At 71.3% G+C, this 19,357-nt stretch carries 21 protein-coding genes; 14 read left to right on the forward strand and 7 right to left on the reverse strand.

The features are described 5' to 3' along the window. The first annotated feature begins 45 nt into the window (after positions 1-45). Positions 46-1,158: a phosphoserine transaminase gene (gene serC, locus ACIPY8_RS11920; RefSeq protein ID WP_400818338.1), complete on the forward strand. Its 1,113-nt coding sequence runs from the start codon at positions 46-48 to the stop codon at positions 1,156-1,158. A gap of 82 nt (positions 1,159-1,240) precedes the next feature. Here the strand turns inward: serC and ACIPY8_RS11925 are convergent, their stop codons facing one another. Both ACIPY8_RS11925 and ACIPY8_RS11930 read right to left on the reverse strand, forming a co-directional pair. Continuing rightward, positions 1,241-1,882, reverse strand: coding sequence for a DUF3027 domain-containing protein (locus ACIPY8_RS11925; RefSeq protein ID WP_400818340.1), 642 nt, complete (start codon positions 1,880-1,882; stop codon positions 1,241-1,243). Beyond that, complete coding sequence (locus ACIPY8_RS11930; RefSeq protein ID WP_050722660.1) at positions 1,866-2,246, reverse strand: cold-shock protein; 381 nt, start codon at positions 2,244-2,246, stop codon at positions 1,866-1,868. Before ACIPY8_RS11930 ends, ACIPY8_RS11925 begins: the two co-directional genes overlap by 17 nt. Positions 2,247-2,406: 160 nt before the next feature. Here ACIPY8_RS11930 and ACIPY8_RS11935 point away from each other — a divergent pair, with 160 nt between their 5' ends. The 6 genes from ACIPY8_RS11935 to ACIPY8_RS11960 all read left to right on the forward strand — a co-directional run bounded on the left by ACIPY8_RS11935 (position 2,407) and on the right by ACIPY8_RS11960 (position 9,006). Beyond that, positions 2,407-2,679 carry a multidrug ABC transporter ATPase gene (locus tag ACIPY8_RS11935; protein ID WP_400818344.1) on the forward strand — a complete coding sequence of 91 codons (273 nt, stop codon included), beginning with the start codon at positions 2,407-2,409 and terminating at the stop codon, positions 2,677-2,679. Between the two features lie 10 nt (positions 2,680-2,689). Then, entirely contained in the window at positions 2,690-4,402 is a 1,713-nt protein-coding gene (locus ACIPY8_RS11940; protein ID WP_400818345.1) for a helicase-associated domain-containing protein, read from the forward strand. A gap of 45 nt (positions 4,403-4,447) precedes the next feature. Then, entirely contained in the window at positions 4,448-6,088 is a 1,641-nt protein-coding gene (locus ACIPY8_RS11945) for a DNA repair helicase XPB (protein WP_400818348.1), read from the forward strand. 56 nt (positions 6,089-6,144) lie between these two features. Next, on the forward strand, positions 6,145-6,831 hold the full coding sequence (locus tag ACIPY8_RS11950; protein ID WP_400818351.1) for a response regulator transcription factor: 687 nt from the start codon (positions 6,145-6,147) through the stop codon (positions 6,829-6,831). Positions 6,832-6,894: 63 nt separating this feature from the next. After that, a complete protein-coding gene (locus ACIPY8_RS11955; protein ID WP_400818354.1) occupies positions 6,895-8,592 on the forward strand; it encodes a sensor histidine kinase in 1,698 nt (565 codons plus the stop codon). Positions 8,593-8,718: 126 nt separating this feature from the next. Beyond that, complete coding sequence (locus ACIPY8_RS11960; RefSeq protein ID WP_400818357.1) at positions 8,719-9,006, forward strand: WXG100 family type VII secretion target; 288 nt, start codon at positions 8,719-8,721, stop codon at positions 9,004-9,006. 65 nt (positions 9,007-9,071) lie between these two features. On the opposite strand, the gene groL is transcribed toward ACIPY8_RS11960, so the two are convergent. The 4 genes from groL to ACIPY8_RS11980 all read right to left on the reverse strand — a co-directional run bounded on the left by groL (position 9,072) and on the right by ACIPY8_RS11980 (position 12,721). Further along, positions 9,072-10,691 carry a chaperonin GroEL gene (gene groL / locus ACIPY8_RS11965; RefSeq protein WP_400818360.1) on the reverse strand — a complete coding sequence of 540 codons (1,620 nt, stop codon included), beginning with the start codon at positions 10,689-10,691 and terminating at the stop codon, positions 9,072-9,074. 122 nt (positions 10,692-10,813) lie between these two features. Continuing rightward, positions 10,814-11,392 carry a LytR C-terminal domain-containing protein gene (locus tag ACIPY8_RS11970; RefSeq protein WP_400818363.1) on the reverse strand — a complete coding sequence of 193 codons (579 nt, stop codon included), beginning with the start codon at positions 11,390-11,392 and terminating at the stop codon, positions 10,814-10,816. Positions 11,393-11,461: 69 nt separating this feature from the next. Then, positions 11,462-11,719, reverse strand: a complete 258-nt coding sequence (locus ACIPY8_RS11975) for a DUF3263 domain-containing protein (RefSeq protein ID WP_400818366.1) — start codon at positions 11,717-11,719, stop codon at positions 11,462-11,464. Positions 11,720-11,728: 9 nt separating this feature from the next. Beyond that, a complete protein-coding gene (locus ACIPY8_RS11980) occupies positions 11,729-12,721 on the reverse strand; it encodes a DUF2332 family protein (RefSeq protein ID WP_400818369.1) in 993 nt (330 codons plus the stop codon). 68 nt (positions 12,722-12,789) lie between these two features. On the opposite strand from ACIPY8_RS11980, the gene msrB reads away from it, so the two are divergent. Continuing rightward, on the forward strand, positions 12,790-13,194 hold the full coding sequence (msrB, locus tag ACIPY8_RS11985; RefSeq protein WP_400818372.1) for a peptide-methionine (R)-S-oxide reductase MsrB: 405 nt from the start codon (positions 12,790-12,792) through the stop codon (positions 13,192-13,194). Continuing rightward, positions 13,191-13,835 (forward strand): nitroreductase family protein, encoded by a 645-nt coding sequence (locus ACIPY8_RS11990; protein ID WP_400818375.1) that lies wholly within the window; start codon positions 13,191-13,193, stop codon positions 13,833-13,835. Before msrB ends, ACIPY8_RS11990 begins: the two co-directional genes overlap by 4 nt. 1 nt (position 13,836) lies before the next feature. Here the strand turns inward: ACIPY8_RS11990 and ACIPY8_RS11995 are convergent, their stop codons facing one another. After that, positions 13,837-14,748 carry a DMT family transporter gene (locus ACIPY8_RS11995; protein ID WP_400820332.1) on the reverse strand — a complete coding sequence of 304 codons (912 nt, stop codon included), beginning with the start codon at positions 14,746-14,748 and terminating at the stop codon, positions 13,837-13,839. 121 nt (positions 14,749-14,869) lie between these two features. Between ACIPY8_RS11995 and ACIPY8_RS12000 the strand changes: the two genes are divergently transcribed. The 5 genes from ACIPY8_RS12000 (at position 14,870) to ACIPY8_RS12020 (ending at position 19,349) form a co-directional block, all read left to right on the forward strand. Next, entirely contained in the window at positions 14,870-15,496 is a 627-nt protein-coding gene (locus tag ACIPY8_RS12000; RefSeq protein WP_400818377.1) for an SOS response-associated peptidase family protein, read from the forward strand. 112 nt (positions 15,497-15,608) lie between these two features. Beyond that, entirely contained in the window at positions 15,609-16,520 is a 912-nt protein-coding gene (locus tag ACIPY8_RS12005; protein WP_400818379.1) for an ABC transporter ATP-binding protein, read from the forward strand. Beyond that, positions 16,517-17,329 carry an ABC transporter permease gene (locus tag ACIPY8_RS12010; RefSeq protein WP_400818380.1) on the forward strand — a complete coding sequence of 271 codons (813 nt, stop codon included), beginning with the start codon at positions 16,517-16,519 and terminating at the stop codon, positions 17,327-17,329. The genes ACIPY8_RS12005 and ACIPY8_RS12010 overlap by 4 nt, the downstream gene beginning before the upstream one ends. A gap of 38 nt (positions 17,330-17,367) precedes the next feature. After that, complete coding sequence (locus ACIPY8_RS12015) at positions 17,368-18,651, forward strand: sensor histidine kinase (protein WP_400818382.1); 1,284 nt, start codon at positions 17,368-17,370, stop codon at positions 18,649-18,651. Beyond that, positions 18,648-19,349: a response regulator gene (locus ACIPY8_RS12020; protein WP_400818384.1), complete on the forward strand. Its 702-nt coding sequence runs from the start codon at positions 18,648-18,650 to the stop codon at positions 19,347-19,349. The genes ACIPY8_RS12015 and ACIPY8_RS12020 overlap by 4 nt, the downstream gene beginning before the upstream one ends. Positions 19,350-19,357 lie beyond the last annotated feature (8 nt).

The following is a 19,357-nucleotide window of genomic DNA, read 5'->3' on the forward strand; positions in this document are numbered from 1 at the left end:
GTCACGCGGCCGAGACCGCGCGGGGGCACGGCCTAGAATCGACGCATGCCGATCGAGATTCCCCGTGACCTCCTGCCCGTCGACGGCCGCTTCGGATGCGGCCCCTCGAAGGTGCGCCCCGAGCAGCTCGACGCGCTGCTCGCCGCGGGCCCCACCCTCCTGGGCACCTCGCACCGTCAGGCGCCCGTGAAGAACCTCGTGGGCAGCGTCCGCGAGCAGCTCGCCGCGCTCCTCCGCCTCCCCGAGGGCTACGAGATCATCGTCGGCAACGGCGGATCCACCGCCTTCTGGGATGCCGCGGCCTTCGGCCTGATCGAGCGCCGCAGCCAGAACCTCGTGTTCGGCGAGTTCGGCGGCAAGTTCGCCGCCGCGGCCGGCGCCCCGTGGCTCACCGCCCCCGACGTGCGCACGGCCGAGCCCGGCACCCGCACGGTCGCCGAGGCCGTCGACGGCGTCGACGTGTACGCGTGGCCCCACAACGAGACCTCCACCGGCGTCAGCGCGCCGATCACCCGGGTCGCCGCCGACGGCGCCCTCACCGTGATCGACGCGACCAGTGCCGCCGGCGGCATCGACTTCGATGCGACGCAGGCGGACGTGTACTACTTCGCCCCGCAGAAGAACCTGGGCTCGGACGGCGGCCTGTGGTTCGCGGCCGTCTCCCCCGCGGCCATCGAGCGCATCGAGCGCATCGCGGCGTCGGACCGCTACATCCCCGAGTTCCTCAGCCTGAAGAACGCCGTGGACAACTCGCGTCTCAACCAGACGCTCAACACCCCGGCGCTGACCACGCTGCATCTGCTCGACAGCCAGCTGAGCTGGATCCTCGCGAACGGCGGCCTCGCCTGGGCCGGCGCGCGGACGGCCGAGTCGTCCGGCATCCTGTACGACTGGGCGACCGCCTCCGCTGTGGCCACGCCCTTCGTCGCCGACGCCGCCGACCGCTCCCCCGTCGTCGTCACGATCGACTTCGACGAGTCGATCGACGCCGCGGCGATCGCGAAGACTCTCCGCGCGAACGGCATCGTCGACACCGAGCCGTACCGCAAGCTCGGACGCAACCAGCTCCGCGTCGCGACGTTCGTGTCGATCGACCCGGACGACGTCCGTCAGCTCACGCGCGCCCTGGACTTCGTGCTCGAGAACCGCGGCGCCTGACGCCGCATCCGCAGACAGAGAAGGGGCCGCGCGATCGCGCGGCCCCTTCTCTCATGTCCGTCTCATCCGCTGACGCGGAGACTCACTCCTCGTCGTCGGAGTCCTCGTCGTCGGAGTCCTCGTCGTCCTCGTCGGAGTCCTCGTCCGCGGAGTCGTCGAGCTCGTCGATGTCGACACCGTCGAGGTCGCCCGCGTGCAGCGCACGCGGCTCCGCGCTCAGATCGTCGTCGTCGTCATCATCGTCGTCATCGTCGTCGTCCTCGTCGTCGTCGTCGTCGTCGAGATCGGACTCGGCGTCCTCCTCCTCGTCGACGTCGTCGATCTCGTCGTCGTCGATCTCGTCGTCGGAGTCGTCGTCCTCGGCGCTCTCGTCGGCCGCGGCCGCCGCCTGCTCGGCCAGCTCCGCCTGGTGCGCACGGTACTCCGCGAGCCGCTCGGCCCACGGCACCCACTCGGGGGCGAGGAGCGCGCCCTCACCGGGCAGCAGCTCGACCTCGAGCACCGTCGGCTCCTCGTCCTCCACGCGGGCGACGGTGACGGTCCAGTACCAGCCGGGGTAGCCGGCGAGGCGGTTCTCGAAGCGCAGCGAGACCGAGCCGTCGTCCTCCGGGAGGTACCCGGCGGCGGGGCCGATGGTCGACGCGGGGGTGATCTCACGCAGCGCGGCGAGCGCGAGATCGTGCGCCTCGACGAGACGCGGGTCGATGTCAGGCTTCGAGGTCATCGGCGACCTTGCGGAGGACGGCCGCGATCTTGCGACCGTGGCCGGACGAGGGGTAGCGACCGCGCCGCAGATCGCCGCCGATCCCGTCGAGGAGCTTCACGAGATCCTCGACGATGATCGCCATGTCGTCAGCGGGCTTGCGCTTTGCCTTCGAGAGGCTGGGAGGCGCTTCGAGCACGCGCACCGACAGCGCCTGCAGACCGCGCTTGCCGTCGGCGACACCGAACTCGACCCGTGCGCCCGCCTTCACGGCGGTGCCTGCGGGCATCGCGGAGGCGTGCAGGAAGACGTCCTGGCCGTCATCGGAGGCGATGAAGCCGAAACCCTTGTCTTCGTCGTAGAACCTGACCTTGCCGGTGGGCATGGGAGAAACCTCGCTGAGTCGGTGTGGAGCTGGATGGCCGCACGGGATGCGACCTCACCAGCCTACCGGTCGGCGGCCCTCGGACGCGGGGTCGCAGCGGCCCGATTCCCGGGTCACGCCGCGGAACCGCGTGCACGGGCCAGCGACTAGGCTGAGACGGATGAGCACCCAGAGCCCGGAACCCGAGGTTCCCGTCCGTCGCGTCGACCGCGTCCTGGCCTTCACGGCGCTCGGTCTGGCCGCGGCATCCATCCTCTGCTTCTTCGCGATCATCATCGGCACCGCGGTCGGCATGCAGCAGCAGGACTTCGGCTCGGGCGTGTGGCCGGTCGTCGCGGCGATCCCGTACTGGGGGCTCCCCGTCGCCTTCGTGATGATCATCGTGCTGCTCGCGATGAGCTTCATCCGGAAGGGCCGCGCCTCGCGGTCCTGAGGATCCCGGTATGAGCACGCACGCCCGACCGCTGGCCGACTGGCTGGCCGCGGCGAGCGATGCCGAGCTCGCCGACCTGTTCGCGGCGCGCGGCGTGCGTCCCGACGCCGCATGGCAGGACTTCTTCGACGCCGCGGAGGCTCTGCTCGACCCGGCCTCGATCGCCCGCGTCCTCCCCGCTCTCACGCGAGCCGAGGCGTCGGCGCTCCGCGCGGTCGCAGACCACGGCGCCGCCGCGTCGTCGGATGCCGAAGCCGTCGCGACGCTCCAACGGCTCGCCCTCCTCCGACCGGACGGCACCGCATCGCCTCCGGTCGTCGCAGCGCTCGGCGACCGCCCCGCCCCGGATGCGCTCGACACGCCCCTCCCCGGGCTGTCGTCCGATTCCGCGGAGGCGCACGCGGCCGAGCGCGCCTTCACGACCGTCGCGACCCTCGCCGACCTGCTGCTGCTCGCGCGGGAGCGTCCGCTCGCCCTGCTCACCGGGGGCGCGCTCAGCGCCGGTGAGAAGCGTCAGCTGTCCGAGCAGGGCCTCCCCGGCGATCAGCTCGACTCCCTGCTCTCGATCGCCCAGGCCGCCGGGCTGGTCGTGAGCGACGAGCGACGACTGCACACGACCGTCCTCGCCGAGCAGTGGCTGCGCGCGTCCGCGTCCGAGCGCTGGTCGCAGCTCGCGGTCGGCTTCCGCGACGCCCTCCCGCGCGGCGTGCGTTCGGCGGACGGCGGATGGGCGCCCCTCTCCGCCTGGACGTCCGCACACCCCTGGGACCCGGCCTGGTCCGAGCGCTCGGCCGCCCTGCTCGAGCACGCACGGCTGCTCGGCCTGGTGTCCGACGACGCGTCGGAGCCCGCGTGGACGCCGTCGCTCCGCACGGGCGCGGCCCCGGATCCCGCACCCCTCGCCCGCCACCTGCCCGCCGAGGTCGACCGCATCTTCCTGCAGAACGACCTCAGCGCGATCTCGCCCGGGCCCCTCGCGCCGGCCCTCGACGTGCGGCTGCGCACGATCGCGGCGCGCGAGTCCGCGGCCCAGGCCTCGTCGTACCGGTTCACGCCCGAGTCGATCGCCCGCGCCCTCGTCGCCGGAGAGACCGAGCAGTCGATCGTCGCGTTCCTCGAGGAGATCTCGCTCACCGGCATCCCGCAGCCGCTGCGCTACCTCGTGACGCAGACCGCCCAGCGGCACGGCCTCGTGCGGGTGTCGACGGACGAGGAGACCGGCCGCACGCGCATCGAGAGCGTCGATCAGACGCTCATCAAGGCGATGGCGGTGGATCAGGCCCTTCGCCCGCTCGCGCTGACCGCGCACGTGGAATCGCTCACGACCCGGGTCGGCCGCGACACCGTGTACTGGGCTCTCACCGATGCGCGCTACCCGGCGACGCTCGTGGACGCGGATGGCGCCGCGATCGCCGGCGAACGGCACCCTCCCGCGTCCACCGCCCCGAGCGCGCCCGATCACACCGCCCTCGTCGCCGCACTGCGCTCCCACCAGGGACCGGACGCCGACGCGGCCTGGCTCGACCGGGAGCTCGAAGCCGCGGTGCGGGCCAAGGCCGTGCTGCAGGTGACGGTGGGGATGCCGGACGGCTCGACGCGCGACCTCGTGCTCGAGGCCACAGGCCTCGGGGGCGGTCGACTGCGCGGCCGTGACCGTGCGGCCGATGTCGAACGGACGCTGCCGGTCTCGAGCATCCGCGCCGCGACCGTGATCGCCTCGTGACCGTGCTCGCCCCGACCCCGGGAACGCCCGGTAAACTGGTCAGCTATGTCTGATGGCCCCCTGATCGTCCAGAGCGATCGCACCGTGCTGCTCGAGGTCGCCCACGCGGACGCCGAGAGCGCCCGCCACGAACTCGCGATCTTCGCCGAGCTCGAACGCGCACCGGAGCACATCCACACCTACCGGATCACGCGCCTCGGCCTGTGGAACGCCCGCGCCGCCGGCCACACCGCCGAGGACATGCTCGAGACCCTCGACCGCTGGTCGCGCTTCCCCGTGCCGCCGTCGGTCGCGGTCGACCTGCGCGAGACCGTGAACCGCTACGGGCGCCTCGTGATCGAGCGCGACGACGAGGGCGTGCTGATCCTCCGCTCGACCGATCCGGCCGTGCTCACCCAGGTCGCGAACAACAAGCGCATCCAGCCGCTGCTGATCGGCCACCCGAGCCCCGACACCTACGTCGTCGACGCGTGGGCCCGCGGACAGATCAAGCAGGAGCTGTTGAAGATCGGCTGGCCCGCCGAGGACCTCGCCGGCTACACGCCCGGAACGCCGCACGAGATCGAGCTGGACGAGGGCACCTGGCAGATCCGCCCCTACCAGCAGGATGCCGTCGACGCCTTCGCCAAGGACGGCTCGGGCGTCGTGGTGCTCCCCTGCGGTGCCGGCAAGACGATCGTCGGCGCCGGCGCCATGGCCGCGACCAAGACCACCACGCTGATCCTCGTGACCAACACGGTGTCGGCGCGTCAGTGGCGGGACGAGCTGCTCAAGCGCACGAGCCTCACTCCCGAGGAGATCGGCGAGTACTCGGGCCAGGCCAAGGAGGTCAAGCCCGTCACGATCGCGACCTACCAGATCCTCACCGCCAAGCGGAAGGGCCAGTACGCGCACCTCGCCCTGCTGGACGCGCTCGACTGGGGCCTCATCGTGTATGACGAGGTGCATCTGCTCCCCGCACCGGTGTTCAAGCTCACCGCCGACCTGCAGGCACGCCGCCGCATCGGCCTCACCGCGACGCTCGTGCGCGAGGACGGGCGCGAGGGCGATGTGTTCAGCCTGATCGGCCCCAAGCGGTTCGACGCCCCCTGGAAGCAGATCGAGGCGCAGGGGTTCATCTCCCCCGCCGTCTGCTACGAGGTCCGAGTGGACCTGCCGCCGGACGACCGGCTGGAGTACGCCGCAGCGACCGACGACGAGCGCTACCGACTGGCCGCGTCCGCCCCGGCCAAGATCGACGCGGTGCGCGAGCTCATCGCGAAGCATCCCGATGAGCAGATCCTCGTGATCGGCCAGTACCTCGACCAGCTCGACACGCTGTCCGAGGCGCTGAACGCGCCGCAGATCACCGGCGCCACACCCGTCGACGAGCGCGAGGAGCTCTACCGGCAGTTCCGCGTGGGCGAGATCCAGCTGCTCGTGGTGTCGAAGGTCGCGAACTTCTCGATCGACCTGCCCGAGGCCTCGGTCGCGATCCAGGTGTCCGGATCGTTCGGTTCGCGGCAGGAGGAGGCGCAGCGCCTCGGACGCCTCCTGCGGCCCAAGCAGTCCGGCCACACGGCGAGCTTCTACACGCTCGTGGCCCGCGACACGATCGACCAGGACTACGCCCAGAACCGTCAGCGCTTCCTCGCCGAGCAGGGCTACAGCTACACGATCGTCGATGCGGATGCGATCGCGGCCTGACCGCCGCTCCGACGAATAGTCAGCATCCGCATGGCCGGAGTCACCATAATGGGGTCATGACTGATGCGCGCATCCTGGTCGTCGACGACGAGCCGAACATCCGCGACCTCCTCTCGACGGGTCTGAGCTTCGCCGGGTTCCAGGTGAAGACGGTGGCCAACGGCGCCGCCACGATCTCGGCGGTGCTCGAGGAGGAGCCGGACCTCATCATCCTCGACGTCATGCTGCCCGACATGAACGGCTTCAGCGTGACCAAGCGCCTGCGCGGCGCGGGCTTCACGGCTCCGATCCTGTTCCTCACCGCCAAGGACGGCACCGACGACAAGATCGAGGGCCTCAACGCCGGCGGGGACGACTACGTCACCAAGCCGTTCAGCCTCGACGAGATCGTCGCCCGCGCACAGGCGATCCTCCGCCGCACGATGCAGGCCGACGAGGAGTCGGTCATCCGCGCGGGCGAGCTGTCGATGGACCAGGACACGCACGATGTGCACGTCGGCAAGGAGCCGATCGAGCTCAGCCCGACCGAGTTCAAGCTCCTCCGGTACCTCATGCTCAACCCGAACCGCGTGCTCTCGAAGGCCCAGATCCTGGACCACGTGTGGGAGTACGACTTCAACGGCGACGCCGGCATCGTGGAGAGCTACATCTCGTACCTGCGCCGCAAGATCGACCCGCACACCGAGGAGTCGGTCATCCAGACCAAGCGCGGATTCGGCTACATGCTCAAGGTCGGCAAGTAGCCGACACGACGTCGGCGACGGGCAGCCCGTCGCCGAGAAGCGCGTGACCGGAGGGAGCACCGCATGGCGCACAAGCCCGACGCGGTCACCCGCTGGTGGCGCGCTATCAGCCTGCGCGCGAAGGTCACGGGCGTCACGGTGGCGGTGCTCGCGCTCGGCCTGCTCGTCGCCGGACTCGGCACCGTGCCGATCCTCCGCACCTCGCTGGTCGGCAACATCGAGGGCCAGCTCCCGGCCCTCGTGTCCGCCGACCTCGCCCCGCGGTACTTCGACGTCTCCACCGAGGACGACAAGACCGTCTACACGCCGCGCGAGTCCCCCCGGGACTTCTTCGTCGCGATCTACGACAGCGAGGGCGTCCTGCAGGCCACGACCGGCAGCTCCGTCAACGGCACGCCGCTGTTCCCCTCGACGTACACGCTCCTCGACGCCCAGAACAACACCGACAACGTGTTCTCGCTCGACGGCACCAAGGGGTCGAGCTTCCGCGCGGCGGTCTCACTCCTCCAGGGCGAGGGCGGCGGCGCGCTGCGCATCCAGATGGTCGCGATGCCGCTCGACTACGCGGACCGCATCATCAGCCAGTTCTTCGGCATCTACGTCACGGTCGCGCTCATCACGATCCTCATCGCCGCGCTGCTGACGCGAGGCCTGGTCACGCTGACGTTCCGCCGACTCGGACAGGTCGAGTCGACCGCGATGTCGATCGCCGCGGGTGACTTCAGCCAACGACTGACCGACCTCGAGCCGACCACCGAGGTCGGGCGCCTCAACTACGCCATCAACACGATGCTCGACCGGGTCGACGGATCCCTCGCTCAGCGCGACCGCACGGTGCAGCACATGCGCCGTTTCATCGGGGACGCCAGCCACGAGCTGCGCACCCCGCTCGTGAGCGTGCGCGGCTATGCGGAGCTGTACCGGATGGGAGCGATCAAGGGCGAGGAGGACACCGCCCGGGCGATGGAGCGCATCGAGAAGGAGGCGATCCGGATGGGCGTGCTCGTCGAGGACCTGCTCGCCCTCGCCCGTCTCGACGAGGAGCGCGAGCCCGAGATCGAGGCTCTGGACCTGCGCCCGATCGCGCGCGACGCCGCGCTGGACCTGCGCGTCGCGGCACCGGCCCGCACCGTGACCGTGATCGACCGCACGGTCGACGCCCCGCTCATCGACGTCACGACCCGGTCGAACCCGGTCGTCCCGGACTCCCCGGCACCGTCGCCGCGCGGAGGCCTCTCGCGCACGGCGCTCGGCCGCCTGCGGCGTCGCCCTCGCGCGTCGTCGGCCAAGGTGCCGGCGATCGACTTCACCGAGGCGACCGACATCCCCGTCCGCACTCCGCCGATCGTGCTCGGCGAGGAGAACAAGGTGCGCCAGGTCGTCACGAACCTGCTGGGCAACGCGCGCCGCTTCTCGCCGCCGGAGAGCCCGCTCGAGATCATCGTCGACGCCGACCGGGTGCGCGGCACGGGCAGCATCGCGATCGTGGATCACGGCGAGGGGATCCCTCCGCAGATCCGCGAGCAGATCTTCGAGCGATTCTGGCGAGCCGACACCTCCCGGGCGCGGGAGACCGGGGGCTCCGGCCTCGGCCTCGCGATCGTCGCCTCGATCGTGAAGGCGCTGCACGGAAGCGTCGCCGTCTCCGAGACGCCGGGCGGCGGCGCCACGTTCACGGTGACGTTCCCGTTGGCGCCGTCGCGGGCGACCCCGGCGCACCTGCTCGAGGACACTCAGCCTCTCGATCCGCTGGACCTCTGAGACCCTTCCCCTGCGCTGCCTGTGCGGCGAGGAGTTGTGCACAGCGTCCGTGCCGGGATCGCGGACTGCGGACGACCCCGCACGCCGCCCTCGTAACGTCGGAGGCTCCAACGAGAAGGAGATCCCATGTCCGTCTTCACCGTCGACACCGACGCCGTCGCGTCCGCGCAGTCCGCCGCCCTGGCCACCATGGAGCGTCTGCGCGCCGACGCCGCGACGCTCATGAGCCAGTTGACCCAGCTGCAGTCCACCTGGGTCGGCACGGCGTCGAACGCGTTCCAGAGCTGCGCCGACCAGTGGCGCGGAGCCCAGCTGCATGTCGAGCAGTCGCTCGAATCGATCGGGAACTCGCTCGGCAGCGCCGCGACCCACTACGCGGATGCCGATCAGTTCTCGGCCTCGCTGTTCCGCTGAGCGGTCATACGCGAAGAGGCGCCCCGACCTCTCGGTCGGGGCGCCTCTTCGTCAGTGCAGCGGGATCAGAAGTCCATGCCACCCGTCGGGTCGCCGGCCGGAGCCGCGACCTTCTCGGGCTTGTCGGCGACGACGGCCTCGGTGGTGAGGAACAGGCCGGCGATCGATGCCGCGTTCTGCAGCGCCGAACGCGTGACCTTGGCCGGGTCGATGATGCCCTGTGCGAACATGTCGCCGTACTCACCGGTCGCGGCGTTGAGGCCCTGGCCCGCGGGGAGCTCGGAGACCTTGTTCGCGACGACGCCCGGCTCGAGGCCCGCGTTGAGGGCGATCTGCTTGAGCGGAGCCTCGATCGCGACGCGCACGATGTTCGCGCCGGTCGCCTCGTCGCCCACGAGCTCGAGGGCGTCGAGAGCCTTGGTGCCCGACTGGATCAGCGCGACGCCACCACCGGGGACGATGCCCTCCTCGACGGCCGCCTTCGCGTTGCGGACGGCGTCCTCGATGCGGTGCTTGCGCTCCTTGAGCTCGACCTCGGTCGCGGCACCCGCCTTGATGACGGCGACGCCGCCGGCGAGCTTCGCGAGGCGCTCCTGCAGCTTCTCACGGTCGTAGTCGCTGTCGGTGTTCTCGATCTCACGACGGATCTGCGTGACGCGACCCTCGATCTGGTCGGCCTCACCGGCGCCCTCGACGATCGTGGTCTCGTCCTTGGTGACGATCACCTTGCGCGCGCGGCCCAGGAGGTCGAGCGTGGCGTTCTCGAGCTTGAGGCCCACCTCTTCGGTGATGACCTGTCCGCCCGTGAGGATCGCGATGTCCTGCAGCTGCGCCTTGCGACGGTCGCCGAAGCCCGGAGCCTTGACGGCGACGGACTTGAAGATGCCCTTGAGCTTGTTCAGCACGAGCGTCGCGAGAGCCTCGCCCTCGACGTCCTCGGCGATGATGACGAGCTCCTTGCCGTCCTGGATCACCTTGTCGACGATCGGCAGAAGGTCCTTGATGTTCGAGATCTTCTGGTTCGCGATGAGGATGTACGGGTCCTCGAATACCGCCTCCTGGCGCTCCGGGTCCGTGACGAAGTACGGGTTCAGGTAGCCCTTGTCGAAGCGCATGCCCTCGGTGAGCTCGAGCTCGGTGCCGAAGGTCTGCGACTCCTCGACGGTGACGACACCCTCCTTGCCGACCTTGTCGATCGCCTCGGCGATGAGCTCGCCGATGGCCGGGTCAGCGGCGGAGATGGACGCGGTGGCCGCGATCTGCTCCTTGGAGTCGATCTCCTTGGCCGAGGCGAGCAGCTCGTCGGTGATGGCCGTGACGGCCTTCTCGATGCCGCGCTTGAGCGAGATGGGGTCCGAGCCGGCCGCGACGTTGCGCAGACCCTCGCGGACGAGCGCCTGAGCGAGCACGGTGGCGGTGGTGGTTCCGTCGCCGGCGACGTCGTCGGTCTTCTTGGCGACCTCCTTGACGAGCTCCGCGCCGATCTTCTCGTACGGGTCGTCCAGCTCGATCTCCTTGGCGATGGAGACACCGTCGTTCGTGATCGTGGGGGCGCCCCACTTCTTCTCGAGCACGACGTTGCGGCCTCGCGGGCCGAGGGTCACCTTGACGGCGTCGGCGAGGATGTTGAGGCCGCGCTCGAGGCCGCGGCGGGCCTCCTCGTCGAAAGCGATGATCTTTGCCATGAGTTTTGTCGTCCCTCCTGGACGTAGACGTGGGGTTTAGCACTCAGAGTGAGAGAGTGCTAACGCCATTCTGGCACTCGACCCCATCGAGTGCAAGCCGCCGGGGAGGGACCGCATCGCGGCTAGGAGGCGGGAGTCTCCTCGGGACTCGCCGGCGGGTTCGCCGAGCGGTCGAGGCCGATCACGACGGTGAGCTGCTTCTGCTCCGTGTCGTTCATCGCCGCGTAGAAATCGCTCTGCTGCACGTCGGCGCCGCCGAGGAGCCCGGCCAGCCCGATCGCCGCGAGCTCGTCCTCATCCGCCACGTAGTACACGGTCGTCGTGGTGAAGTCCTGGCTCGTGCTGTCGCTCGCGAACACCACGTCGGCGGCCCAGCCGTTGTTGATGAGCACGTCGCGCATCTGCTCGTCGAGGCCCTCGTCGGCCGTGGCGTTGAGGATCAGGACCGAGTACGTCGTGTCGACGACTCCGGTCTCCTCGGGAGTGGGAGTCGCGGTCGGCACCGCCTCGGGGAAGAGCGTGATGCGCCCCATGACCACGAGGGAGCCGAAGATGCCGCCGATGATGAGCACGAGGGCGGCCACGAACGACCACAGGAGGACGATCCAGCCGTTCATCCCCGGGGCTTCGGCGCGGTGCGCACCCACGCGTCCGGAGGATCGGGGGACGTCGTCGAATCGATCGCGGTTCGGCTTAGACACCCCTCGATGCTAACGGCATGAGGCTGTGGACCCGTGATGTTCGGGTGCGGGCGCGCGGCGCGGCGTCTCTCAGCCGACGAAACCGGGCGTCCGCGCGGAGCGCTGCATCGCCCGCGCGTCACGGATCCGGCGCAGCCGTCCGATGAGCAGCGGGTCGTACTGGAGCGCGTCCTCCGACTCGATCAGACGACCGAGGAGCTGGTAGTACCGGGCGGCGCTCATGCCGAGCTGCGCGCGGATGACCTCCTCCTTGGCGCCGCCGTGACGGGGCCACGCCGTCTCGAGCGCGAGGATCAGTCGATCCCTCTCGGTCAGCTCTCCGCGCATGCGCTCAGACTACGTCGCGACCGGCTCCGCGCTCGCGCGCCACTCCCACCTTCGTCCGAGCGGGTCCGCCGCGGCACGCACGCGTCCGTCGAGCGCGACCACGAACCCGGGCCACGTCTCCGCCTCGACCGGCGGGGACCACACGTCGAGGAGCCCGGGGGGATCGATCGTCACCCAGTGCGCCGGAAGGGAGCGGATGCGGTCGACCAGCGCGGTGCGCGGCTCCCGCGGGATGTGCACGAGCACCCCGGGGGTCGTGATGACGAGCGTCGCGTCGTCCGGTGCCTGCGCGACGAGCTCGCCCAGGCGCGCGCCCGCGTCGCCCGCGAGGAGCAGGGGCGGATCCGCGGCGGCGATGTCGAGCGCCGCGACGACGCGCTGCTCGCGGCCCTCCTCTCCCGGCCAGACGAGACCCCGCAGCCACGCCCGGTCGCGTGGATTCCTCGCGTCGAGCGGTGCGAGATCGATCCCTGCGCGCCACACGACCTCCGGCATCCGCAGCGGAGGCAGATCACCCGTCACCCTGCTCTCCAGCACGACGGCGGACGGCCCGTCGTGCGGATCGAGCGCGGCGCGTACCTCACCGTCGTCGGTCGTGAACCGGTACGAGTAGCGGTCGGGATACAGGCACAGCCCGGCGGAGGCTCCGATCTCGAGCAGCGCGATCGGCCCGTCGATCTCCGACAGCACGGGCAGCAGGGGCGCGAGCCTCAGCGGCTCGTTGGTCTGCAGGCGCCGGGAGGAGCACTCCGCGACGACCTCGTCGGCGTGTGCGAGCACGAACGCACGCCAGTCCGCGTATCCGCCGAGGCCCACGCCGAGCATGCGCGTGACCGCGAACACGAGCGGCGGCTGCCGGCGGGTCTCCGGGATGCGCGCGAGAAGGTCGAGGACCGCGGCATCTCCCGCGACGCCCGCGGCCCAGTCGGCGTAGAGCTCGCTGCGGCCGGGGGCCTCCTGTTCGGCGAAGCGCGCGTAACGCTGCTGCACGGCATCCGTCATATGACCCATTGTGCCGCGCCGACTCCCGCCGGACGGGAGAGAATGGGGTCAGACCCCCAGGAGGACAGATGTCGTACAGCGTGGACAAGACCGAAGACGAGTGGCGCGAGGAGCTCGGCGCCGACCAGTACGCCGTGCTGCGCGAGGCGGCGACCGAGCGCGCGTGGACCGGCGAGCTGCTCGACGAGGGCCGCGCGGGCCTCTACACGTGCGGCGCGTGCGGCGCGGAGCTGTTCAAGAGCGGGACGAAGTTCGACTCCGGATGCGGATGGCCGAGCTTCTACGAGTCGATCCGCCCCGAGGCGGTCGAGCTCATCGAGGACACGAGCCTGGGCATGGTGCGCACCGAGGTGCGCTGCGCGAGCTGCGGGTCGCACCTGGGACATGTGTTCCCCGACGGGTTCGGCACGCCGACCGGCGATCGCTACTGCATGAACTCGATCGCTCTGAACTTCACCCCAGACGAGGCATGACCGCGCTCGACGCGGTCCGCGCCCGACAGTCCTGGTCGAAGGTCACGGACGACGCGCCGACTCGCGACCAGCTGCTGCAGCTCGTCGCAGCCGCCGGTCGTGTCGCCGATCACTCCTCGCTGCGTCCGTGGCGGCTGATCGAGTTGCGCGGCGCGGACCGGGAGGCGCTCGGCGCGGCGATCGCGAAGGCCGAGGGCGACTCCTCGCCGTCGAGCAAGCCCCTGCGCGCCCCGTTGCTGATCGCCGTCGTCGCGAGCTACCGCAGGAGCGACAAGGTGCCGCGGTGGGAGCAGGAGGCCGTCGCCTCGGGCGTCGCCCACACCCTGAGCCTGCTGCTCGACGAAGCCGGCTGGGGTGTGCTGTGGCGCACCGGGCACTACACGCGCTCGAAGGCCGTCGCGAAGGCGCACGGCCTCTCGAAGGACGAGGAGCTGCTCGGCTGGCTCTACGTCGGCGGCAAGCCCGCGGGCAAGCGCCCCGGTCGGCGCAAGCCCGTCGAGGCCCGCAAGCTCGTCACACGGATGCCGAAGCACCCGGAGACGGGCGCCGCGAAGCCCGCGAAGAAGGACAGGTCCGGCTCGAAGGACAAGAGCAAGAAGGACAGGAAGTCCGACTCGAAGGCGAAGAGCGGGAAGAAGTAGCTCAGACCCGGCGCCGCCGCGGCAGCGCCACCACCACGGACGCCACCGCGACGACGACCATCCCCACGATCTGCCACAGGGCCGGTCCGGCGGCCGCGGGCCAGAGCAGGTCGATCACGACCGAGGTCGCGAGCTGCCCGAGGACCGACCCCAGGCCCATCAGCAGGACGCCCGTATGGGCCACGATGAACGCCCCGAGCAGGATGTAGGCGAAGCCGAGGAAGCCGCCGAGGTACAGCCACGGCTCGGCCGGCGGCGGCTGCGGGAGACCGCGCACCGCGACGCTCACGCCCGCCGCGATCAGCAGCGCGATCGTGCCCGCCACGAAGCTCGTGAACGTCGCGATGAGCGGAGAGCGCACGCGCTGCGCGAGCCGTCCGTTCGTGGCCGCCTGCCAGGCGATGCCGACGCCGGCCGCGAAAGGCAGCAGGAGCATCCACAGCGGGGCGGAGGAGAGCACATCGCCGCTCAGCGAGATGCCGACAGCGGCGAGCGCGAGCGCCCCGCCGGCGACACGACCCGGCGTGACGGCGACGACCCCGGCCGGTCCGAAGCCGATGCGGTCGAGGACGAGACCGTGCAGCGTCTGCCCGGCGACGACGCCGACCGTGAAGAGCGAGACGCCCAGCACGCCGGCGGTCACGCCCTGGGTCGAGACCGTGAGCGCTCCGCAGGCCCCGCCGAGCAGCATCCAGAACGGGATGCTGCGGTCGCGGATCCCGGCGCGCAGGCGCCCCACGCCCCGACGCGCGGACGGGATGCAGGAGATCACCGCGACGAGCGCGAGAAGGCCGACCGCGAACGAGAGCAGCCCGGCGACGATGCCGTTGTCGACGCGCACGCCGAGCACGCCGTTGATGCGCGCCTGCACGGCGGTGAGGACGCCGATCGCGACCGCTCCCCCGAGCGCCACGGGAGCGGGGAGTCGGCGGGGCGGGGTCACCCGTCGACACTACCCCCGCACCGGCCCTTGCCTGAGCCGGTGCCCGACCGCAGCGGGTGCGACTGTCTCACCCCCGGCGTACGCTGACGGCATGTGCGCGAGCTACGGACTTGACCCCCGGTTCACCGATGCGGAGCTCCTCGAGGCGGCCGACGAGGAGGTGCTCGAGGGGCTTCGCGGGTGGGCGGAGGAGAACGCCGTCGAGTCCGTGCGCCCGACCGGGAAGAACCTGCGCAACCTCAACCCGATCGTCGTGCAGCCCGACACGGCGCCGACGCTCGAACCGGCGTGGTGGGGGTTCCTCGTGGGAGGGGAGCCGTCGAAGTTCCCGTCGATCAACACGCGCTCCGAGCGTCTGCAGGATCGTCCGGGCGGCCTCAAGACCCGCGCGCTGGTCCCCGCGACGAGCTGGTTCGAGATGAAGAAGCCCGAGCGGGTATGGCACGAGTTCCTCGTCGACGACGGCGCGCTGTTCGGCATGGCGGCGGTCACCCAGCGCGGCCGCACGACCGACGGCACCTGGTTCACCTGCTACTCGATCGTCATGCGCCCGGCGCCCGATCACCTCGCCGAGATCCACGACCGGATGCCGCTCCTCGTTCCCGCGTCGCTGAGCCACGACTGGCTCACGGCCGCCCCGACGCGCGAGATCATCGACGAGGCGATCGCCGCGTCCGACGAGATCGCGGCACGGGTCCGCACCCGGCAGCGGCCCTGACCCGCCGATCGAGCTCCTCCCCCACGGGTACCAGGAACGGATGCCGGCATACAGCCGCATCCGGTACCACGGGAGGATGCCTCCGACCCGGCTGCGCCGTAGCGTCGAAGACATGATCACAGCAGAGGGCCTCACGAAGAGGTTCGGAGACAAGACAGCCGTCCAGAACGTGTCGTTCACGGTGCAGCCCGGGTCGGTGACCGGCTTCCTCGGCCCGAACGGCGCCGGCAAGTCGACCACCATGCGGCTGATCGTCGGGCTCGACCGCCCCACGTCCGGTGTCGCGACGATCGGCGGGCGCGAGTACCGCGGACTGCGCGCGCCCCTCACCGAGGTCGGCGTGCTGCTCGACGCCAAGGCCGTGCACACCGGCAGGACGGCCCGCAACCACCTGCGCGCCATGGCCGCGACGCACGGCATCCCCGCCTCCCGGGTCGACGAGGTCATCGATCTCGCGGGCATCGGCTCCGTCGCCCGCAAGCGCGCCGGCAAGTTCTCGCTCGGCATGGGGCAGCGCCTCGGCATCGCTTCGGCGCTCCTGGGCGACCCGCACACGCTGATCCTCGACGAGCCCGTGAACGGCCTCGACCCCGAGGGCGTGCGCTGGGTGCGGCAGTTCGTTCGCCACGCGGCCTCCGAGGGGCGGACGGTGCTCCTGTCGAGCCACCTCATGAGCGAGATGGCTCAGACCGCCGACCACGTCATCGTGATGGGCCGCGGCCAGGTGCTCGCCGACGCCCCGCTCGACGAGCTCGTGCGCGCATGGACGCGGAACACCGTCCGCGTGCGCACGCCGCGCGCCGCCGATCTGGCCGCCGCGGTCGGCGGGCCGGACGTCGAGATCGTGAGCACCGCTCCCGACCTGCTCGACGTCGTCGGGCTCCCGGCATCCCGCATCGGCGACCTCGCCGCCGACCGCGGCATCCCCCTGCACGAACTGACGCCGACCACCGGGTCGCTCGAAGACGCCTACATCGCTCTCACCGGCGACTCGGTCGAGTACCGGACCAAGGAGATCTCATGACCGCCACGCAGACCGCGCCCCGCACGCGCGCGCAGGTCGACTCGGGTCGACGCCTCACGTTCCTCCGCGCCGTGCGCGGCGAGTGGATCAAGCTCGCCACGCTCCGGTCGACCTGGTGGTCGATCGGACTCGCCGCGGTGCTGACGATCGGGATCGCCGTGCTGATCGCGCAGGCCATCGACATGCCGGGCTTCGATCCGATCCAGGCGGTCGTCATGCCGATCCAGTTCACGATGCTGCTCGCCGGCATCCTCGGTGCGATCGCGGTGACGGGCGAGTACTCCACTGGCATGATCCGCTCGACGCTGGCGGCCAACCCGCGCCGCGGCTCCGCGCTGCTCGCGAAGGCTCTCGTGGTCGCGCTGTTCCTGTTCGTGTCGTCGCTCGTGATCTTCTCCGCCGCGGCGGTCGCGGTGTCCGCCGTCGTCGCGCCGCGCGACCAGACCATCGACTGGGGCGACCCGGCCGCCTCGCTGCTGCCGATCGTCGTCTCCTCGCTCTCCATGGCGGTGTTCGCCCTGATCGGCGTGGCCTTCGGCTTCATCCTGCGTTCCGGCGCGGGGGCGATCGCCGCGACCGTCGGCCTCCTGTTCGTCCTGCCGATCGTCGCGAACTTCTTCGCTCTCGCCGGCGAGGCGTGGGCATGGGTCATCGACGCTGCGGCATATCTCCCCGTGGCCGCCGCGCAGAGTGCGATCCTCCCGGACGGCGCGACGCTCGACGAGCCCGTCGCGTTCCTCACGCTCGGCGCGTGGGCGGTCGGCGGACTCGTCGTCGCGTGGATCGTCGTGCGCACCCGCGATGCGTGAGCGCGCACACGGCCGCGTGGCCGCGTAGAGTCGCCCGCGTGACCCGCATCCGCAGCCGCAGCGCCTCCCTCCGCGAGGAGGAGGAGCTGCGGCTGCCGCGTCCCCCCGGCGTGCTGCGGCGCTTCTGGGCGCGGCACCCGGTCGTCGCCGACGTGCTCATCACCCTCGTGTGCCTGCTCCTCTCGCTCGTGCCGGCCGCACCGTTCACGGAGACGGGCGACCCGACGCCGCTGCGCATCGCGTTCGCGGCGATCGCCCCGCTCGCGATCATCGCGGCCTGCGTGACCCTGATGTGGCGGCGCCAGGCCCCGCTCGTGCCGTTCGTCGCCTCCTTCACGGTCGAGGCGCTGCTGCTCTTCGCACCGCAGCCCTCGGGCACGCCTCTGATGTTCGTGACCTGCTACTCGCTGGCGGTGTACCGCTCCACGCGGGCGGCCTGGATCGGGTTCGGCATCGCCCTCGCGGCGCTCACGGGGCTGTCCGGTCTCCTCCTGCTCACCGGCGGCGTCGCCTTCCAGGTCGCGATCAACACCGTCGTGACCGCGCTCGTGCTCGGGCTCATCGGCACGCTCATCGGCGTGAACGTCGGCGGCCGCAAGCGCTACATCGCCGCGGTGATCGACCGGTCACGCCAACTGCTCGTCGAGCGCGACCAGCAGGCGCAGCTCGCCGCGGCCGCCGAACGCGCCCGCATCGCCCGGGAGATGCACGACATCGTGTCGCACTCGCTCACCGTGATCGTGGCGCTGTCGGAGGGCGCCGCGGCGACGACCGACCGCGCTCAGGCCGCGGCGGCCTCGACCGCGTCGGCGGAGACGGCCCGCAGCGCACTGACCGAGATGCGCGCGATGCTCGGCGTGCTGCGGGACGCCGAGTCACCTCTGCCGCTCGCACCGATGACACCCGCGGAGCCGCACGAGACGGTCGCCGCGGCGCAGCGCGCGGGCTTCCCCGTGACCCTGTCGGTCACCGGGAGCGCCGACCTCGCACCGGCGGTCGCCCACGCGGTCGGTCGCATCGTGCAGGAGGGCGTGACCAACGCGATGCGCCACGCGCCGGCGGCCACCTCGATCACCGTGCGGATCGCCCACGGCCGGGAGGACGTGACCGTGGAGATCGGCAACGACGGCGTGCCCCCGGGTGTCGGGGCCGTCGCCGCAGGAGGCTTCGGCCTGCGCGGACTCGCGGAGCGCGCCGCACACGTGGGCGGCACCGTCGGATCGGCCCCGGCGCCGGGCGGACGATGGATGCTGCGAGCCACCCTCCCCCGCGTCGCCGCCGATCCGTCCACCCCAGAGCCCTCGACGAAGGAGCGCCCATGAGCAGCCCGATCTCGATCCTCCTCGTCGACGACCAGGAGCTCATCCGTCTCGGCTTCCGGATGGTGCTGGAGGCCGAGGACGACATGGTGGTCGTCGGCGAGGCCGCGGACGGGCACGCCGCGATCGCGCAGACCGCGGCCCTCGCGCCCGACCTCGTTCTGATGGACATCCGGATGCCGGGGCTCGACGGCATCGCGGCGACCGAGGCGATCGTGCGCGAGCATCCGCAGACCCGCGTGCTCGTGCTGACGACCTTCGACCTCGACGAGTACGCGTTCGGGGCGATCCGCGCCGGAGCCAGCGGCTTCCTGCTGAAGGACGCGCACCGCCAGGAGATGCTCTCCGCGGTCCGCGCCGTGCACCGGGGCGACGCCGCTCTCGCCCCGCGGGTGACGCGCATGCTGCTCGAGCACGTCACTCCGCAGCTCGGCGCCGGAGGACTGGCCGCCGACGCCGCGGTCGACGACCCGTCGTCAGGGCTCACCGAGCGCGAGCGCGACGTGTTCCTCGAGATCGGCCGCGGGCTGACGAACGCCGAGATCGCCCGGGCGCTCTACGTGAGCGAGTCGACGGTCAAGACGCACGTGGGCCGCGTGCTGGCGAAGCTCGGCGCCCGGGACCGCATCCACGCGGTCATCCTCGCCCACCGGCTCGGGCTGGTCGGCGACGACGCGACGCCGCCGCCGACCGGGGCCTGACCTCGATC

It is taken from the genome of Microbacterium sp. NPDC089696 (assembly GCF_044749125.1).
GTDB lineage: Bacteria > Actinomycetota > Actinomycetes > Actinomycetales > Microbacteriaceae > Microbacterium.

What these genes read in the sequence shown, in the direction of transcription:
- msrB (WP_400818372.1), top strand. Translation starts at nt 12,790, where the DNA reads ATGTCGTACAGCGTGGACAAGACCGAAGACGAGTGGCGCGAGGAGCTC.
- ACIPY8_RS11975 (WP_400818366.1), bottom strand. Translation starts at nt 11,719, where the DNA reads ATGCGCGGAGAGCTGACCGAGAGGGATCGACTGATCCTCGCGCTCGAG.
- ACIPY8_RS12000 (WP_400818377.1), top strand. Translation starts at nt 14,870, where the DNA reads ATGTGCGCGAGCTACGGACTTGACCCCCGGTTCACCGATGCGGAGCTC.
- ACIPY8_RS11935 (WP_400818344.1), top strand. Translation starts at nt 2,407, where the DNA reads ATGAGCACCCAGAGCCCGGAACCCGAGGTTCCCGTCCGTCGCGTCGAC.
- ACIPY8_RS11945 (WP_400818348.1), top strand. Translation starts at nt 4,448, where the DNA reads ATGTCTGATGGCCCCCTGATCGTCCAGAGCGATCGCACCGTGCTGCTC.
- groL (WP_400818360.1), bottom strand. Translation starts at nt 10,691, where the DNA reads ATGGCAAAGATCATCGCTTTCGACGAGGAGGCCCGCCGCGGCCTCGAG.
- ACIPY8_RS11940 (WP_400818345.1), top strand. Translation starts at nt 2,690, where the DNA reads ATGAGCACGCACGCCCGACCGCTGGCCGACTGGCTGGCCGCGGCGAGC.
- ACIPY8_RS11955 (WP_400818354.1), top strand. Translation starts at nt 6,895, where the DNA reads ATGGCGCACAAGCCCGACGCGGTCACCCGCTGGTGGCGCGCTATCAGC.
- ACIPY8_RS12020 (WP_400818384.1), top strand. Translation starts at nt 18,648, where the DNA reads ATGAGCAGCCCGATCTCGATCCTCCTCGTCGACGACCAGGAGCTCATC.
- ACIPY8_RS11960 (WP_400818357.1), top strand. Translation starts at nt 8,719, where the DNA reads ATGTCCGTCTTCACCGTCGACACCGACGCCGTCGCGTCCGCGCAGTCC.
- ACIPY8_RS11950 (WP_400818351.1), top strand. Translation starts at nt 6,145, where the DNA reads ATGACTGATGCGCGCATCCTGGTCGTCGACGACGAGCCGAACATCCGC.
- ACIPY8_RS12005 (WP_400818379.1), top strand. Translation starts at nt 15,609, where the DNA reads ATGATCACAGCAGAGGGCCTCACGAAGAGGTTCGGAGACAAGACAGCC.
- serC (WP_400818338.1), top strand. Translation starts at nt 46, where the DNA reads ATGCCGATCGAGATTCCCCGTGACCTCCTGCCCGTCGACGGCCGCTTC.
- ACIPY8_RS11930 (WP_050722660.1), bottom strand. Translation starts at nt 2,246, where the DNA reads ATGCCCACCGGCAAGGTCAGGTTCTACGACGAAGACAAGGGTTTCGGC.
- ACIPY8_RS11925 (WP_400818340.1), bottom strand. Translation starts at nt 1,882, where the DNA reads ATGACCTCGAAGCCTGACATCGACCCGCGTCTCGTCGAGGCGCACGAT.
- ACIPY8_RS12010 (WP_400818380.1), top strand. Translation starts at nt 16,517, where the DNA reads ATGACCGCCACGCAGACCGCGCCCCGCACGCGCGCGCAGGTCGACTCG.
- ACIPY8_RS11990 (WP_400818375.1), top strand. Translation starts at nt 13,191, where the DNA reads ATGACCGCGCTCGACGCGGTCCGCGCCCGACAGTCCTGGTCGAAGGTC.
- ACIPY8_RS11980 (WP_400818369.1), bottom strand. Translation starts at nt 12,721, where the DNA reads ATGACGGATGCCGTGCAGCAGCGTTACGCGCGCTTCGCCGAACAGGAG.